Source organism: Streptosporangium heterodermiicola, from assembly GCF_051390675.1.
Lineage (GTDB): Bacteria > Actinomycetota > Actinomycetes > Streptosporangiales > Streptosporangiaceae > Streptosporangium.
In genome coordinates this window covers 122,878-137,020 of the sequence record NZ_JBPJSR010000019.1, presented here as the reverse complement: position 1 = coordinate 137,020, position 14,143 = coordinate 122,878, and the positions used below count along the sequence as shown (strand labels likewise).

Sequence of the window (14,143 nt, the reverse complement as noted above, 5' to 3'; positions counted from 1 at the left end):
GTGGGGGGTGCCAAGCCGCTCCAGGTCGACGCGGCCCGGCTGGAAGGTGCCGTACGGGAGATCCTCATCGCCATCGGTGAGGATCCCGACCGCGACGGCCTCCGCGACACCCCCGCCCGCGTCGCCCGCGCCTACGCGGAGCAGTTCGCCGGGCTGGGGCAGACCCCTGAGGACGTCTTGACCACGGTCTTCGACGTGGACCACGACGAGATGGTGCTCGTCCGCGACATCGAGGTCTACTCGACCTGCGAGCACCACCTCGTACCGTTCCACGGCGTCGCCCACGTCGGCTACATCCCGAACGCGAAGGGGCAGGTCACCGGCCTGTCCAAGCTCGCCCGCCTCGTCGACGTGTACGCCAGGCGTCCCCAGGTCCAGGAGAGGATGACCTCCCAGATCGCCGACGCGCTCATGGGCGTGCTGGAGCCGCGGGGGGTCATCGTCGTGATCGAGTGCGAGCACCTCTGCATGACCATGCGGGGGGTCCGCAAGCCGGGCGCCAAGACGATCACCTCGGCCGTGCGCGGGGACTTCCGCAACAGCGACAAGACCCGCGCCGAGGCGATGGCCCTCATCATCCGCTGAATCCCTGAATCCCTGAATCCCTGAATCCGCTGAATCCCCTGGAATCGCCGGATTCGCTGAAGCGCCTTCCCTCGTGCTTTCGAGAGCCCGTGCGGACGCGACCCCGCTCAGACCGCCGACCCGGGCGGTCCGGGCGGGGTTTCCGCGTTGCGGAGGGTCCGGAGGAGCGTGGCGGGACCGGTGATCAGGCCGGTGATCAGGGCTGCGGCCGGGAAGGGCCGTGTGGCGGGGAAAGTCGCCCGGGCCGACCCGAGCCGACCCGGGCCGACCCGGGCCGACCTTGGCCGGGCTGATCGGGCTGATCGGGCTGATGTCGCCACACCCGGCAGGGCCGGGCGCCCCGATCGGGTTCTCTCCGGCTCACGGATCGAGACGGCCGTGCCCGAGGGGCCGAGTGCCCGAGGGGCCCGCGGAGCCGCCCGCTCAGGGTGGTCCCGCGGAGCGGCCGGCTCCGAGCGGAGGAGAACGCGTGCCGGCCAGACGTCCCGGGCGGGACGCCGACCGAGGGCCGTCCGCTCTGTGACGGGTGTGCGGATTCGTTATGGCACAAGCCGGACCCACGAGACGGGCGTAGAGTGCGCAACGCCTAGGCTTGTCGCCATGACTACGTGGAGTGTGCCCGGGCTGCCGGACGCGGGCCGGTGCCTCGTGATGGGCGTGGTCAACGTGACTCCCGACTCCTTCTCCGACGGCGGCAGGTGGTTCGACCCGGCGGTGGCCGTGCGTCACGGCCTGGAGCTGGTCGAGCAGGGCGCCGACATCGTCGACGTGGGCGGCGAGTCCACCAGGCCCGGCGCCGCGCGGGTGCCCCTGGAGGAGGAGCTGGCCAGGGTCGAGCCGGTCATCCGGGAGCTGAGCCGCGAGGGCGTCACCGTCAGCGTCGACACCATGCGGGCCGAGGTCGCCCAGATGGCCGTGGAGGCCGGGGCGAGACTGGTCAACGACGTCAGTGGGGGGCTGGCCGACCCGGCGATGCCGAGGGTCGTGGCCGCCTCGGGCGTACCGTACGTGGTGATGCACTGGCGGGGGCACAGCCACGCCATGGAACGCAGGGCCGTGTACGGCGACGTGGTGACCGAGGTGCGCGAGGAGCTCGCCAAGCGGATCGCCTCCGTGCTGGCCGAGGGGGTGGCGGAGGAGCAGGTCGTGCTCGACCCGGGGCTGGGCTTTTCCAAGAACCCCGAGCACAACTGGGCGCTGATCGCGGGCATCGACAGGCTCGGGGAGCTGGGATACCCGCTGCTCGTCGGGGCCTCGCGGAAACGCTTCCTGGGTCGCCTCCTGGCCGGCCCGGAGGGCGTGCCGCGCCCTTTCAGTCGTAGTGACGATGCCACGCTCGCCGTGACCGCGCTCGCCGCGCAGGCGGGGGCCTGGTGTGTGCGCGTGCACGACGTCCGTCCGAACGCGGACGCCGTCCGTGTGGCTGCCGCAGTTCAGGGAGCGAGATCATGAGCGTCGACACCACCGCCGTCGAGACGGTCAACCAGGCGTTCTACACCGCCATCGAGGACGCCGACCTCGACCGGATGACCGAGATCTGGGCCGAGGACATCGAGGGCGAGCAGGTGAGCTGCGTCCACCCCGGCTGGCCGATCGTGAACGGCCGGCAGGAGGTGCTGCGCTCGTGGGCGCTCATCATGGCCAACACGCCCTACATCCAGTTCGTGCTGACCGACGTCCGCGTCATGGTCCTGGGCGACGTCGCCATCCTCACCTGTGAGGAGAACATCCTCACCGCGGGCGACGAAGGTGATTCCAGCTTCGCGGCGGGCAAGGTGGTCGCGAGCAACACCTTCGTGCGTACGTCGGCGGGGTGGCGGCTCTGGCTGCACCACGGTTCACCCGTGCTGCAGGGAGACGACGAGGACGAGGAAGAGGAAGCCGCGTGAGCGAGCGCACCGGTGAACGGTCCGGCGGGGGTGGCGGTCACCCGATGGCCGGGGGGCACGACGAGATGCCCCTGCGGATCGACGACGGCGTCAGCGACCTGATCGGAGATCCGGCCGACGAGCCCGTCGGCGGCCCGGCCGGTGGCCGGCTGCCGGATCCGCTGGACAACCTGGCCCTGGGCCCGTCCGGGGAGGTGGCGTACATCCCGTCACAGGGAAGGACGGCCGCCGACCGGATCAGCCTGAAGGGGCTGCGTGTGCACGGGCGGCACGGCGTGCTGGCGGCGGAGCGGGAGCTCGGCCAGGAGTTCGTCGTCGACGTCACCCTGTTCCTCGACACGGCGCCGGCGGCGGCCGGTGACGACCTCACCAGGACCGTCCACTACGGCGAGCTCGCCGAGGACCTGGCGGGGGTCGTGGGGGGCGAGCCGGTCGACCTGATCGAGACCCTCGCCCAGCGGCTGGCCGACGTCTGCCTGGCCCGCGAGCTCGTCCAGGTGGCGGAGGTGAGCGTGCACAAGCCCGCCGCGCCGATCCCGCTGCCGTTCGACGACGTGATCGTGACGATCACCCGGGGCCGGGCATGAGGGTGGTCCTGGCGCTCGGCAGCAATCTGGGCGACCGGTTCGACACCCTGCGGGGCGCGCTCGACGCCCTCTTCGAGCAGCCGGAGCTCACGTTCGTCGCGGTGTCGCCGGTCTACGAGACCGACCCGGTCGGCGGCCCGGAACAGGGCGCCTATCTCAACGCGGTGGTGATCGCCGAGAGCGCGCTGGAACCCCGGGAGCTCCTCGATCGTGCTCAAGGTGTGGAGAACGCCTTCGGCAGGGTCCGGGTGGAGCGCTGGGGAGCGCGCACCCTGGACATCGACCTGATCACCGTGGGGGACGCCGTGATGGACGACCCCGACCTCACCCTGCCGCACCCCAGGGCACACGAGCGCGCGTTCGTGCTGGTCCCCTGGGTGCGGGCCGACCCCGGGGCCGTCCTCTCCGGGCGCCGGGTGGCCGACCTGCTGGCCGGTCTCGACCAGGGTTACGTACGGCCGCGCCCCGACCTGACCCTCCAGAGGCCCGCGTGAAGCCAACCCGTCCCGGCGTGCTCGTCGGGATCTTCCTCGTGTTCGCGATCCTCACCTGGGGTCTCCTCAAACCGCTCTACTCGGACCTGCCGACCGTGCCGTGGACGGCGATCCCGACGGTGCTGCTGCTGGCGATCGGCGAGTTCTACAGCGGGTGGATGACGAGGGCCAGGATCGAGCGCAAGCCCGACACCAAGCCCGTCGAGCCCTTGGCCGTGGCCCGCCTGGCCGCCCTGGCCAAGGCCTCCGCGTACGGCGGGGCGATCTTCGGCGGGATCTTCGCCGGGTTCACCCTTTACACGGTGGAGCTGCTGGAGCAGGAGGTCCCGCGCCGTGACTTCTTCATCACCGGCGGGTCGCTGCTGGTGTGCGTGCTGCTGATCTGCTCGGCCCTGTACCTGGAGCACTGCTGCAAGGTTCCCAAGGACTCCGCGGACGACGATCGCTGAGGCGCAGCGCCCGGTTCGGTCCCCTCTCGCCGTCCGTCGGTGAGAGGTCGCGTCAGCGCGGTCGTCTCGCCGTCCACTTGCGTCCGAAGAGCATGATGACCGGGAGGGTGCAGACCAGCGCCCCGGCGACGGCCAGAGGGCGCTCCAGCCACCAGAACAGGTCCGGCCGCACCCTCTCGCCGGGCCCGCCGCCCGCCACCCACCAGGTCAGCGCCACCCAGATCGCCATGCCGGTCGTGTGGAACAGGAACAGCGGGAGCGCGAACCGGTTGACCGTCTCGTTCACGCGCTGCCACCGGGGATGTTCGAGCAGGCGTTCCATGGACGGCCTCAGCACCTCCACCAGGCCGATCTGGAAGATCAGGAGCGCCACGATGACGAAGGTGGGCGGTGCCATGTTGGAGAGCTTGTCGCCGGGGACGCCCACCATCGACCCCGGGTAGATGCCCGAGTAGACCAGACCGAAGAGGGCGAACAGCCCGGTCCACAGGATGGCGACGTCGAAGCGGCGGGGAAGCGCCACCACCCTGTCGTAGAAGAAACCGGCCTGGTGGGCCAGCCCCCAGACGATGATCATGTTGAGCCAGCCCGCGGCCTCGTACCCGTAGCGCAGCCGCAGCACGTCGACGACGAGCGCCGCCCCCGCCAGCCAGATCAGGGCCAGCACGTCGTAGTGCCGGTGCAGCCAGAGCGAGACCGGGAGCAGGGCGATCAGCACGAGGTAGACGCCGATGAACCAGAGCGGGCTGATGACGAGCAGGACCACGCGGTCCATCCACTCGATCCCGAACGCCCACGCCACGAGCACGCCGAACACGATCCAGGTCCCGGTCAGCGCCAGCGCGGGGATCGCGAGGCCCCGGATGCGCCGCGACACGAAGGTGCCGATGCCGACCCCGCGCTCGCGGGCCCGGTTCCACGACAGCAGGTGGACGTATCCGCCCACGTAGAAGAAGAGCGGCAGCACCTGCAGCAGCCACGTCAGGATCCACAGCCCCGAGGTGAAACCGAGCGGGCTCGTCGGCGAGGGGCCCTCGGGGCCCCACTGCAGGATCGTGAACGCCCAGTGCCAGACGACCACGACGATCAGGCTGAACGCGCGCAGCCAGTCGACGTACCGGTCCCGCCGTGGCCCGTCCGCGACCTGAGGAACCCCGGGCGTCCCGGGCGCCGGGACCGCGGCGGGCCCGGCAGTCGCGGCCGGTTCGGCCGGCTCGGCGGCCCCCGGGACGGAAGCGGGCTCGGCCGCTCCCGGAACAGGCTCGGCCGCTCCCGGAACGGGCTCGGCCGCTCCCGGAACAGAGGCGGCGGGGCGTGTGGGGAGCGCCGGAGAGGCCGCGGGGGCCGCCCTCTCCTGGTCCTCACCGGGTTCGATCATGCGGTTCCAACCGTGCCTTACTCGTCACTTGTCGATGTCGCCGACGACGAAGAACATCGAGCCCAGGATGGCCACCATGTCCGCGACCAGGTGACCGGGAAGCATCTCGCGCAGCACCTGGACGTTGTTGAAGGAGGCCGAGCGGAGCTTCAACCGCCACGGCGTCTTCTCCCCGCGCGAGACCAGGTAGTAGCCGTTCAGGCCGAGCGGGCTCTCCGTCCAGGCGTAGGTGTGGCCCTCGGGAACCTTCAGCACCTTGGGCAGGCGCTGGTTGACCGGCCCCGGGGGCAGGTCGAGGAGCCGTTCCACGCAGGCGTCGGCGAGGTCGAGGGAGACCTTCACCTGCTCAAGCAGCACCTCGAAGCGGGCGTGGCAGTCTCCCGCCGACCGGGTGACGACCTTCACCGGCAGCTCGCCGTAGGCGAGGTACGGCTCGTCCCTGCGCAGGTCGACGTCGACGCCGGAGGCGCGGGCGATGGGGCCGCTCACGCCGTACTGCATGATCGTGTCGCGGTCGAGGACGCCCACCCCGCGCGTGCGGGCGAGGAAGATCTCGTTCCCGGTGACCAGGTTCTCGATGTCGGGCAGCCGTCGCCGCACGTCGGCCACGGCCTGGGCGGCCCGGCCCGTCCACCCCTCGGGGATCTCCTCCTTGAGGCCGCCGACCCGGTTGAACATGTAGTGCATGCGCCCGCCGGAGATCTCCTCCATCACGGCCTGCAGGGTCTCGCGCTCCCGGAACGCGTAGAAGACCGGGGTGATCGCGCCGAGTTCCAGGGGGTAGGAGCCGAGGAACATCAGGTGGCTGAGCACCCGGTTGAGCTCGGCCATCAGCGTGCGCGTCCAGACCGCCCTGACCGGCACCTCCATGCCGAGCATCCGCTCCACCGCGAGCACGACGCCCAGCTCGTTGGCGAACGCCGACAGCCAGTCGTGCCGGTTGGCCAGCACGATGATCTGCCGGTAGTCGCGCACCTCGAAGAGCTTCTCCGCGCCCCGGTGCATGTAGCCCACGATCGGCTCGGCCGAGCTGATCCGCTCGCCGTCCAGGGTGAGGCGCAGCCGCAGCACGCCGTGCGTGGACGGGTGCTGCGGGCCGATGTTGAGGATCATGTCCTCGGTCGCGAGCTCCTTGCCGTGCGCCCCCCGCACGGCCTCGGCTCCCGCCCCCATTCCCACGCTCAGCTCGCGGGGCGCGCCTTCAGTCATAGGGCCATGCTGTCACGTCAGCCGCGCGAGGCAAGATCCCGCAGGGCGTCGACCAACCGGTCGACGTGCTCGGAGGTCGTGCCGATGCCGATGGAGGCGCGGACGGCTGAGGCGGTGACGTCGTCGCAGCCGCCGTCCTTGGCGCCCAGCAGGTGCCGTACGAAGGGGTGGGCGCAGAACTTGCCGTCGCGGACGCCGATGCCGTAGTCGCCGGACAGGGCCTCGGCGACCTCGCGGGCGGTGAAGCCGTCCACCACGAAGGAGACGATGCCGACGCGCGGGTGGTCCGGGCCCCACAGGGACAGCTCGTGCACGCCGGGGACGGAGGCGAGGCCCGCGCGCAGGCGCCCGAGGAGGCGCTCCTCCTCGCGGACCAGCGGGGTCCAGCCGGTGGCGGTGAGGGCGTCGCAGGCCGCGGCGAGCGCGACGGCGCCCAGCACGTTCGGGGTCCCGGCCTCGTGCCGGGCCTCGGGGTCGTCGTGCCACTCGGTGCCGTCGTCCTCCACGGCCTTCACCGCGCCGCCGCCCCGCAGGTACGGGTCTGCCTCGGCGAGCCAGTCGGAACGGCCGATCAGCGCGCCCGTGCCGAACGGCGCGTAGAGCTTGTGGCCGGAGAAGACCACGTAGTCCAGGTCGAGCGCCGTCAGGTTGAGGCGGCGGTGCGGGACGAGCTGCGCGGCGTCGACGAGGACGCGGGCCCCGTGGCGGTGGGCGATGTGGGCCAGCGCGGCGATCGGCCAGAGCTCCCCGGTGACGTTGGAGGCGGCGGTCACGACCAGCAGCTTGGGGCCGTCGATCGCGGCGAGGGCGTCGTCGGCGGCGCGGACGGCCTCGCCGGGGAAGGCGGGGGCGGCGAGCCGCACGACCCGGTCCCAGGGCAGCAGCGAGGCGTGGTGCTCGGTCTCGAAGACCACGGCGGTGGTGCCCTCGGGCAGGCTGCGGGCCAGCAGGTTGGTCGCGTCCGTGGTGTTGCGGGTGAAGATCACCGAGTCGTCGGGACGGGCACCCACGAAGGCGCGCACCGTGTGCCTGGCCTGCTCGTAGCGGGCCGTGGTCAACTGGGACGCGTACCCGGCGCCGCGGTGGACGCTGGAGTAGGCCGGGAGCGCGGCGGCGACGGCGGCGCTCACCGGCTCCAGACAGGGGGCGCTCGCGGCGTAGTCGAGGTTGGCGTAGCGGACGAGCCTGCCGCCCCTGACCGGGACCTCCAGGTCCGAGCCGAGCACGGCCGGGATCGGGCGGTCACCGGAGGACGCGCGGGTCTCGGGGACGCTCACCGGGACGACGGTGCTCTCGGGGGTGCTGAAGATCGTCAGGGTGGACATGCCAGGGCTCCTTCGAGGTCATCGGACCCCAACCCATGACACAGGTGCCTGGAGCCCGCGCTTGCCCGGCACACCTCGTGCCGGACCAGGTCCTCACCCGGGGCACCCCGCCGCGGACGCGAGGGTTGCCGGCCAGCGAGCCGGGGCTTGTCACTGGCACTCATGACCTACGGGGGAACTATAACCGACACCCCGCGGTGCCCCGCAAGTCCGAAACGTGATCAACCCGATATCGGAGCCGGAACGAGCGCCCTCGGAGGCACTTGGCGAATTTGACAGCGAAGTGTGATGAGAGGGAAGGAACTCCGGGCGTCTCCCGGTCGTCCTGGCAGTCAGCCGGACAAGCGTTCGGGCAGTTGGCCGACGGTGTGCTCATGCGCCGACCGACGAAGGAGAAAACAATGGACTGGGTGACCAACCCGGAGATATGGATAGGGTTCTTCACCCTTGTCGCCCTGGAGATCGTCCTGGGAATCGACAACATCATCTTCATCTCGATCCTGGTGAGCAAGCTCCCGCCCGAACAGCGCGACAAGGCGCGCAGGCTCGGCCTCGCCGTCGCCCTGATCAGCCGTCTCCTGCTGCTGCTGGCGCTGTCGTGGGTGGTGAGACTCACCGAACCGATGTTCGAGCTCTTCGGGCAGGGGATATCGGGGCGCGACCTGATCCTGATACTCGGCGGCCTGTTCCTGCTGGGCAAGAGCGTCCACGAGATGCACGGCAGCCTGGAGGGCGACTCCGGCCACTCCGAGGGCAGGGTGGCCGCGTCCTTCACCTCGGTGATCATCCAGATCATGATCCTCGACGTCGTCTTCTCGCTCGACTCGGTGATCACCGCGGTCGGCATGGTCGACGAACTGGGTGTCATGATCGCGGCTGTCATCGTCTCGGTCATCGTGATGCTGGTCGCCTCCGGGCCGATCAGCCGTTTCGTGGAGCGGCACCCGAGCATCAAGATGCTCGCCCTGTCCTTCCTGGTGCTGATCGGCGTCGTGCTCATCGCCGAGGGCTTCGAGCAGCACATCTCCAAGGGCTACATCTACTTCGCGATGGCGTTCTCGCTGCTGGTGGAGCTGCTGAACATCCGGATGCGCGGCAAGGCGAAGCGGCGGAAGCCGGTCGAGCTGCGTTCCCGCTACGAGGCCGAGAGCGAGGCGGGCCCGGAGACCCAGGGATCTCCGGAGACCCCGGAGACCTCGGTGGGTCAGGCGGCCCAGGCGGCCCAGGCGGCCCAGGCGGCCCCGGCGGGCCGGGCGGACGAGCCGGCCGAGAGGGGGAAGCCCGACGAGCGAGCCGGATCCTAGCCGGAGATCACCGAGGCCGGAGATCACCGAGGCCGGTGGTCACCAAGGCCGGAGGCCATCGAGACCGGGGATCGCCGAGACCGGGGATTACGATGCCTACGTGCGCTTTGATCCCTGGAATCCGGAATTCGTCGCCCACCCCTACGACGTCTACGACGAACTGAGACGGGAGCGGCCGGTCAGCTTCTTCGAGCCGACCGGCCAGTGGCTGGTGGCCAGGCACGCCGACGTCAACGCGCTGCTGCGGGACCGCAGGCTCGGCCGCTCCTACCTGCACGTGGCCTCGCACCGGGAGTTCGGCAGGCCGGACGACCCGGACTTCCAGGACCCGTTCTGGCGGGTGATCAGGGCCGGGATGCTCGACGTCGAGCCGCCGGTGCACACCAGGCTCCGGCGGCTGGTGTCGAAGGCGTTCACCCCCCGCATGGTCGAGGCGCTCCGCCCCAAGGTCGCCCGCATGGCCGGGGAGCTGGTGGACGCCTTCGTCGAGCGCGGCGGCGGGGACCTGATCGCCGAGGTCGCCGAGCCGCTCCCGGTCACCGTGATCGCCGAGATGCTCGGCGTCCCCGAGGCCGACCGGCACCTGCTGCGCCCCTGGTCGGCCGACATCTGCGGCATGTACGAGCTCCAGCCGTCGGTCGAGGCCCAGCGCACGGCCGTACGGGCGGCCGAGGAGTTCTCCGCCTACCTCGTCGAGCTGGCCCGTGCCCGCAGGGCCGACCCCGGTGACGACCTGATCAGCGCGCTCGCCCTGGTGGCCGACGAGGGCGACAGGCTCACCGAGGAGGAGCTGGTCGGCACCTGCGTGCTGCTGCTCAACGCCGGGCACGAGGCCACCGTCAACGTCACCGGCAACGGCTGGTGGTCGCTGTTCCGCAACCCGGCCGAGCTGGACCGGCTCCGCGCCGACCACGCCCTGCTGCCCACCGCGGTCGAGGAGCTGATGCGCTGGGACACCCCGCTGCAGATGTTCGAACGCTGGGTGCTGGAGGACATCTCGGTGGGCGGGGTCGACATCCCGCGCGGTACCGAGGTGGCGCTGCTGTTCGGCTCTGCCAACCGCGACCCCGAGGTCTTCGCCGACCCCGCCCGCCTGGACGTGGGCCGGGCCGACAACCCGCACATCTCCTTCGGCGCCGGGATCCACTTCTGCCTGGGGGCCCCGCTGGCCAGGGTCGAGCTGATCGAGTCCTTCGGCGCCCTGCTCCGCAGGGCGCCGAAGATGGAACTCGCCGCCGAGCCGTCCTGGGGACCCGGCTACGTCATCCGGGGCCTGGAATCCCTCCAGGTACGGACCTGAGAGCGGGTACGGGTCTGAGGGCAGGTACGGGTCTGAGGGCAGGTACGGGTCTGAGAGCCGGGACTGGCCTGAGAACGAGGACTGGCCTGAGAGCGGGTGCGGGTCTGAGAGCGGGGACTGGCCTGAGAGCGGGGACTGCTCTGAGCGCGGGGACCGGTTCCGAGAGCGGGTGCGGGACAGGTCAGGGACGGCTCTGCGACAGCCAGCCGAACCCGCCGAGGCCGCCCGCGGCGATGAGCTCCGCCTCCTCCGAGGCCCTCGCGAGGGCCTGCAGGTAGCCGCGCGGGTCGTTCCCGGCCTGCTCGACCGCGGGGCGGCCCCCGGTGACCCCGAGGGCGCGCAACGCCTCCCGCTGGGTGGTCAGCGCCGTCGTGACGGCCCCGGCGCTCTCACCGGCGGCCGCGCAGGCGTCGAGCGCCACGTGGGCGGTGATGTCGCACGAGCCGTCGGGCACGGGCGCGACCATCGACCCGTCGCGGTAGCCGGCCAGCGTGCCGTACGGCGGCCGGTCGTCCAGGGCGTGGGAGTAGTCGATCGCGACCGCCCGGCCGCGCGCCAGCCGTACGATCACCGACGCCCAGGCCCTGTCGCGCGGCCTGCCGATCTCGGCCCGCTCCCCGACGGCCCGCATCGGCCACCATCGGTCCAGCCAGGCGAGGTCCGCCTCGGAGGGCCTGCCGCCGAGGCGCTCCTCGCCGTCGGTGACGTTGACCATGACGAGCCGGGGCCCGTCGGCCGTCTGCTCGGCGATGTCGACCGGGATGTTGTCGAGCCACTCGTTGGCGATCACCAGCCCGTGGATCCCGTCCGGCGCGGCCCTCGCCCAGACGATCTCCCCGGGCAGCGCCGACGGCCGGGGCGCCAGGTCGACCGCGGTCACCCGCAGCCTCGACCGGAGCGCGGGCGGCGCCGCGGCGAGCACACCGGCCGCCAGCTCGCCCTCGCCCGCGCCGATGTCGACCAGGTCGAGCGGGCCGGGACCGCCGAGCGCCTCGTCGATCGCGGCCAGCTCGCGCAGCACGGCCTCGGCGAAGACGGGGGAGGCGCCGACCGATGTCCGGAAATGGCTGGAGGGGCGCTCCCGGAGATAGAAGCCGCTTTCGCCGTAGAGCGCATGCTCCATCGCGGCACGCCAGGTGAGCCACACGCTCTCAGACGCTACCCGCCGGGGCGGGGGAACGAGATCGACTCGCGCTGACGTTTCGAGTGAATGCATGACTACATTCTGTCACCGGTTTGCCCGATCGTTGTCGACGCCGCGTCGGCGCGTCGCCGTCCGGATCGCCTCGTGAGCCGGGCCTGTGGCCTCTCCGGCGGGGCCCGTACGCTCCCGGTTCTCCCGAGCCGGGCCTCCGGAGGCCCGCTACCGACCGCTACGGAACACGCGTCTTGCCACGGGTACGACGACATGGCCCGTTACGCTGGTCAATCGGGCACGGAGCCCCACATGGTCGAAGGACGGGACGTCATGGACGCAGTCGATCGCCCGGCACGGCTGGCCGTCGGAGTGGTTGGAGCGGGCAGGGTCGGTTCGGCGCTCGGCGCCGCGCTCGTCAGGGCGGGGCACCGGGTGGTCGCGGCGAGCGGCGTCTCCGACGCCTCCAGGGAGCGGGCGGTCGAGCGGCTCGGGCTCGTCCCCACCCGGCCTGAGGACGTGGTGGCCGGTGCGGACCTCGTCCTGCTGACGGTCCCCGACGACGTGCTGCCCGGCCTGGTCTCCGGCCTGGTCGAGACCGGCACCGACCTGCGCGGCAAGCTGGTGGCCCACACCAGCGGCGCGTACGGCCTGGCCGTGCTGAACCCGGCGATCAAGGCCGGGGCGCTGCCGCTGGCGCTGCATCCCGTGATGACCTTCACCGGCCGCGACGACGACCTGCGCCGCCTCACCGGGATCTCGTACGGGGTGACCTCTCCCGACCGGCTCCGCCCGGTGGCCGAGGCCCTCGTCATCGAGATGGAGGGCGAGCCGGTCTGGATCGCCGACGAGGACCGGCCGCTCTACCACGCGGCCCTGGCGCAGGCGGCCAACCACATGGTGACGCTCGTCGCGGAGTCCTCCGAGCTGCTGGAGAGGATCGGTGTGGAGCAGCCTGGCCGGATGCTCGGCCCGCTGCTCGGCGCGGCCCTGGAGAACGTGCTGAGGCTCGGCATCGCCGGGCTGACCGGTCCGGTGGTACGCGGTGACGCCGGGACCGTCCGCAGGCACGTGGACGCGCTGATCCTCGCCGCCCCCGAGGCCGCGGACGCCTACGTGGCGCTCGCCAGGCTCACCGCCGACCGGGCGCTGGCGGCCGGGCTGCTCAAGCCGGAGGCCGCCGAGCGCCTCCTGGACGCCCTGGGCGGCAACATCTGGACCTGAACGGCCCCGCGAGGCCCCGGGGGCGCGACGTACGGCCTTGAGGGACCGGGAGGCGTGCGAGATCGGCCCGGGAGGCGAGTACGGCCCCGAGAAGCTCCCGCCGCAGCCTTGGGGCTCCCGTGCCGACCCGGTGCCCGCCCCCGCGACCCGATCGGGTTAGCTGATCCGGTGAGCCGAATCCGCCCGGCGAAGGGAACCGGCGGATTCCGATGACCGTCATTCCTCTCCGGCCCGGGAGCCGGAGCACCCCCGGGAGGTTCCAGTGATCGTGGCGGACGACCGCGCAGGGCTGCTCAAGGCCCGCGAGGCGCTGGGGATCGGCGCGGGCGCCTCCCTCGGGGGAGGCGCGCTGGCACTCGTGCCGACCATGGGCGCGCTGCACGAGGGGCACCGCTCGCTCATCCGGCTGGCCCGCGAGCGGGCCGCGCACGTGGCGGTGAGCATCTTCGTGAACCCGCTCCAGTTCGGGCCCACCGAGGACTTCTCCCGCTATCCCCGTACGTTCGACGCCGACCTCGCGGTCTGCGAGGCCGAGGGGGTGAGCGTGGTGTTCGCCCCCTCGGCGGAGGACATGTACCTGCCGGACAGGCAGGTCGGCGTCTCCGCGGGCGGGATGGGCTCGGTCGTCGAGGGGGAGTTCAGGCCCGGCCACCTCGACGGCGTGCTGACCGTGGTGCTGAAGCTGTTCAACCTGGTCCAGCCGGACGTGGCGGTGTTCGGGCAGAAGGACGCCCAGCAGCTCGCGGCGATCCGCAGGATGGTCGCCGACCTGAACCTGCCGGTCTCGATCGTCGGCGGGCCCACGGTCCGCGAGCCGGACGGCCTGGCGCTGTCCAGCCGCAACCGCTACCTGTCACCGGAGGACCGGGTGGCGGCCCTGGCCCTGTCCCGCGCTTTGACGGCGGGGGCCGGGCGACACGCCCCCGCGGAGATCCGCCGGGCCGCGCTCGCCGTCCTGGCCGCCGAGCCGTCGCTGGCGCTCGACTACCTGGTCCTGGTCGACCCCGCGACCTTCACGGAGGTCGGCGACGACCACAAGGGTGGGGCGATCCTCGCGGTGGCCGCCAGGGTGGGGTCCACCAGGCTGATCGACAACGTCACGCTCGACGTTTGAGCGAGATGCTCCTGCGACGCTCCGACGTGGCGATGTACCCACCAGGTTGACCGACAACGTCACGCTCGGCGTTTGAGCCGCCAGGTGCGTCCCCGAGCTGCGGCGATTTCGTGGTTTGGGTGAAATGTCCCACCCCGGGGAACAGCCGCT

14 protein-coding genes and 1 riboswitch are annotated in these 14,143 nt (G+C 71.7%); of the genes, 10 read left to right on the top strand and 4 right to left on the bottom strand.

All coding sequences use genetic code 11. The features are described from left to right. The 6 genes from folE to ACSC1Q_RS33085 all read left to right on the top strand — a co-directional run bounded on the left by folE (position 1) and on the right by ACSC1Q_RS33085 (position 4,004). A complete protein-coding gene (gene folE / locus ACSC1Q_RS33110) occupies positions 1-585 on the top strand; it encodes a GTP cyclohydrolase I FolE (RefSeq protein ID WP_436762627.1) in 585 nt (194 codons plus the stop codon). Positions 586-1,185: 600 nt separating this feature from the next. After that, positions 1,186-2,037, top strand: a complete 852-nt coding sequence (gene folP / locus ACSC1Q_RS33105) for a dihydropteroate synthase (RefSeq protein WP_436762626.1) — start codon at positions 1,186-1,188, stop codon at positions 2,035-2,037. Further along, the gene (locus ACSC1Q_RS33100) at positions 2,034-2,474 is read left to right on the top strand and encodes a nuclear transport factor 2 family protein (protein WP_350972537.1); all 441 of its coding nucleotides are present in this window, start codon (positions 2,034-2,036) and stop codon (positions 2,472-2,474) included. Before folP ends, ACSC1Q_RS33100 begins: the two co-directional genes overlap by 4 nt. Positions 2,475-2,677: 203 nt before the next feature. Beyond that, the gene (folB, locus tag ACSC1Q_RS33095) at positions 2,678-3,061 is read left to right on the top strand and encodes a dihydroneopterin aldolase (RefSeq protein WP_436762654.1); all 384 of its coding nucleotides are present in this window, start codon (positions 2,678-2,680) and stop codon (positions 3,059-3,061) included. Beyond that, the gene (gene folK, locus ACSC1Q_RS33090; RefSeq protein ID WP_436762625.1) at positions 3,058-3,555 is read left to right on the top strand and encodes a 2-amino-4-hydroxy-6-hydroxymethyldihydropteridine diphosphokinase; all 498 of its coding nucleotides are present in this window, start codon (positions 3,058-3,060) and stop codon (positions 3,553-3,555) included. The genes folB and folK overlap by 4 nt, the downstream gene beginning before the upstream one ends. Then, complete coding sequence (locus tag ACSC1Q_RS33085) at positions 3,552-4,004, top strand: DUF3180 domain-containing protein (RefSeq protein WP_436762624.1); 453 nt, start codon at positions 3,552-3,554, stop codon at positions 4,002-4,004. Before folK ends, ACSC1Q_RS33085 begins: the two co-directional genes overlap by 4 nt. A gap of 52 nt (positions 4,005-4,056) precedes the next feature. Here the strand turns inward: ACSC1Q_RS33085 and ACSC1Q_RS33080 are convergent, their stop codons facing one another. The 3 genes from ACSC1Q_RS33080 to ACSC1Q_RS33070 are packed head-to-tail and all read right to left on the bottom strand — an operon-like array spanning position 4,057 to position 7,916. Continuing rightward, entirely contained in the window at positions 4,057-5,382 is a 1,326-nt protein-coding gene (locus ACSC1Q_RS33080; RefSeq protein WP_436762623.1) for an acyltransferase family protein, read from the bottom strand. Between the two features lie 24 nt (positions 5,383-5,406). Next, a complete protein-coding gene (locus tag ACSC1Q_RS33075; protein ID WP_436762622.1) occupies positions 5,407-6,591 on the bottom strand; it encodes an NADH-quinone oxidoreductase subunit D in 1,185 nt (394 codons plus the stop codon). Between the two features lie 17 nt (positions 6,592-6,608). Continuing rightward, positions 6,609-7,916, bottom strand: a complete 1,308-nt coding sequence (locus ACSC1Q_RS33070) for an aminotransferase class V-fold PLP-dependent enzyme (protein ID WP_436762621.1) — start codon at positions 7,914-7,916, stop codon at positions 6,609-6,611. Positions 7,917-7,968: 52 nt separating this feature from the next. Then, a riboswitch (SAM riboswitch) is annotated at positions 7,969-8,084 on the bottom strand. A 233-nt stretch (positions 8,085-8,317) separates the two neighbouring features. On the opposite strand from ACSC1Q_RS33070, the gene ACSC1Q_RS33065 reads away from it, so the two are divergent. Together ACSC1Q_RS33065 and ACSC1Q_RS33060 are read left to right on the top strand one after the other, a co-directional pair. Beyond that, positions 8,318-9,220 (top strand): TerC family protein, encoded by a 903-nt coding sequence (locus tag ACSC1Q_RS33065; protein ID WP_436762620.1) that lies wholly within the window; start codon positions 8,318-8,320, stop codon positions 9,218-9,220. Between the two features lie 100 nt (positions 9,221-9,320). Next, a complete protein-coding gene (locus ACSC1Q_RS33060; protein ID WP_436762619.1) occupies positions 9,321-10,520 on the top strand; it encodes a cytochrome P450 in 1,200 nt (399 codons plus the stop codon). 181 nt (positions 10,521-10,701) lie between these two features. Here the strand turns inward: ACSC1Q_RS33060 and ACSC1Q_RS33055 are convergent, their stop codons facing one another. Further along, positions 10,702-11,643 (bottom strand): SAM-dependent methyltransferase, encoded by a 942-nt coding sequence (locus ACSC1Q_RS33055; protein WP_436762618.1) that lies wholly within the window; start codon positions 11,641-11,643, stop codon positions 10,702-10,704. Between the two features lie 345 nt (positions 11,644-11,988). Between ACSC1Q_RS33055 and ACSC1Q_RS33050 the strand changes: the two genes are divergently transcribed. Continuing rightward, complete coding sequence (locus ACSC1Q_RS33050; protein WP_436762617.1) at positions 11,989-12,879, top strand: Rossmann-like and DUF2520 domain-containing protein; 891 nt, start codon at positions 11,989-11,991, stop codon at positions 12,877-12,879. Between the two features lie 289 nt (positions 12,880-13,168). Beyond that, the gene (gene panC, locus ACSC1Q_RS33045) at positions 13,169-13,993 is read left to right on the top strand and encodes a pantoate--beta-alanine ligase (RefSeq protein ID WP_436762653.1); all 825 of its coding nucleotides are present in this window, start codon (positions 13,169-13,171) and stop codon (positions 13,991-13,993) included. Positions 13,994-14,143 lie beyond the last annotated feature (150 nt).

Bases quoted from the DNA above. Each gene is read 5' to 3' on its own strand.
- folP (WP_436762626.1), top strand. From the start codon at position 1,186: ATGACTACGTGGAGTGTGCCCGGGCTGCCGGACGCGGGCCGGTGCCTC.
- ACSC1Q_RS33100 (WP_350972537.1), top strand. From the start codon at position 2,034: ATGAGCGTCGACACCACCGCCGTCGAGACGGTCAACCAGGCGTTCTAC.
- folK (WP_436762625.1), top strand. From the start codon at position 3,058: ATGAGGGTGGTCCTGGCGCTCGGCAGCAATCTGGGCGACCGGTTCGAC.
- ACSC1Q_RS33080 (WP_436762623.1), bottom strand. From the start codon at position 5,382: ATGATCGAACCCGGTGAGGACCAGGAGAGGGCGGCCCCCGCGGCCTCT.
- ACSC1Q_RS33075 (WP_436762622.1), bottom strand. From the start codon at position 6,591: ATGACTGAAGGCGCGCCCCGCGAGCTGAGCGTGGGAATGGGGGCGGGA.
- ACSC1Q_RS33070 (WP_436762621.1), bottom strand. From the start codon at position 7,916: ATGTCCACCCTGACGATCTTCAGCACCCCCGAGAGCACCGTCGTCCCG.
- ACSC1Q_RS33065 (WP_436762620.1), top strand. From the start codon at position 8,318: ATGGACTGGGTGACCAACCCGGAGATATGGATAGGGTTCTTCACCCTT.
- ACSC1Q_RS33055 (WP_436762618.1), bottom strand. From the start codon at position 11,643: ATGGAGCATGCGCTCTACGGCGAAAGCGGCTTCTATCTCCGGGAGCGC.
- ACSC1Q_RS33050 (WP_436762617.1), top strand. From the start codon at position 11,989: ATGGACGCAGTCGATCGCCCGGCACGGCTGGCCGTCGGAGTGGTTGGA.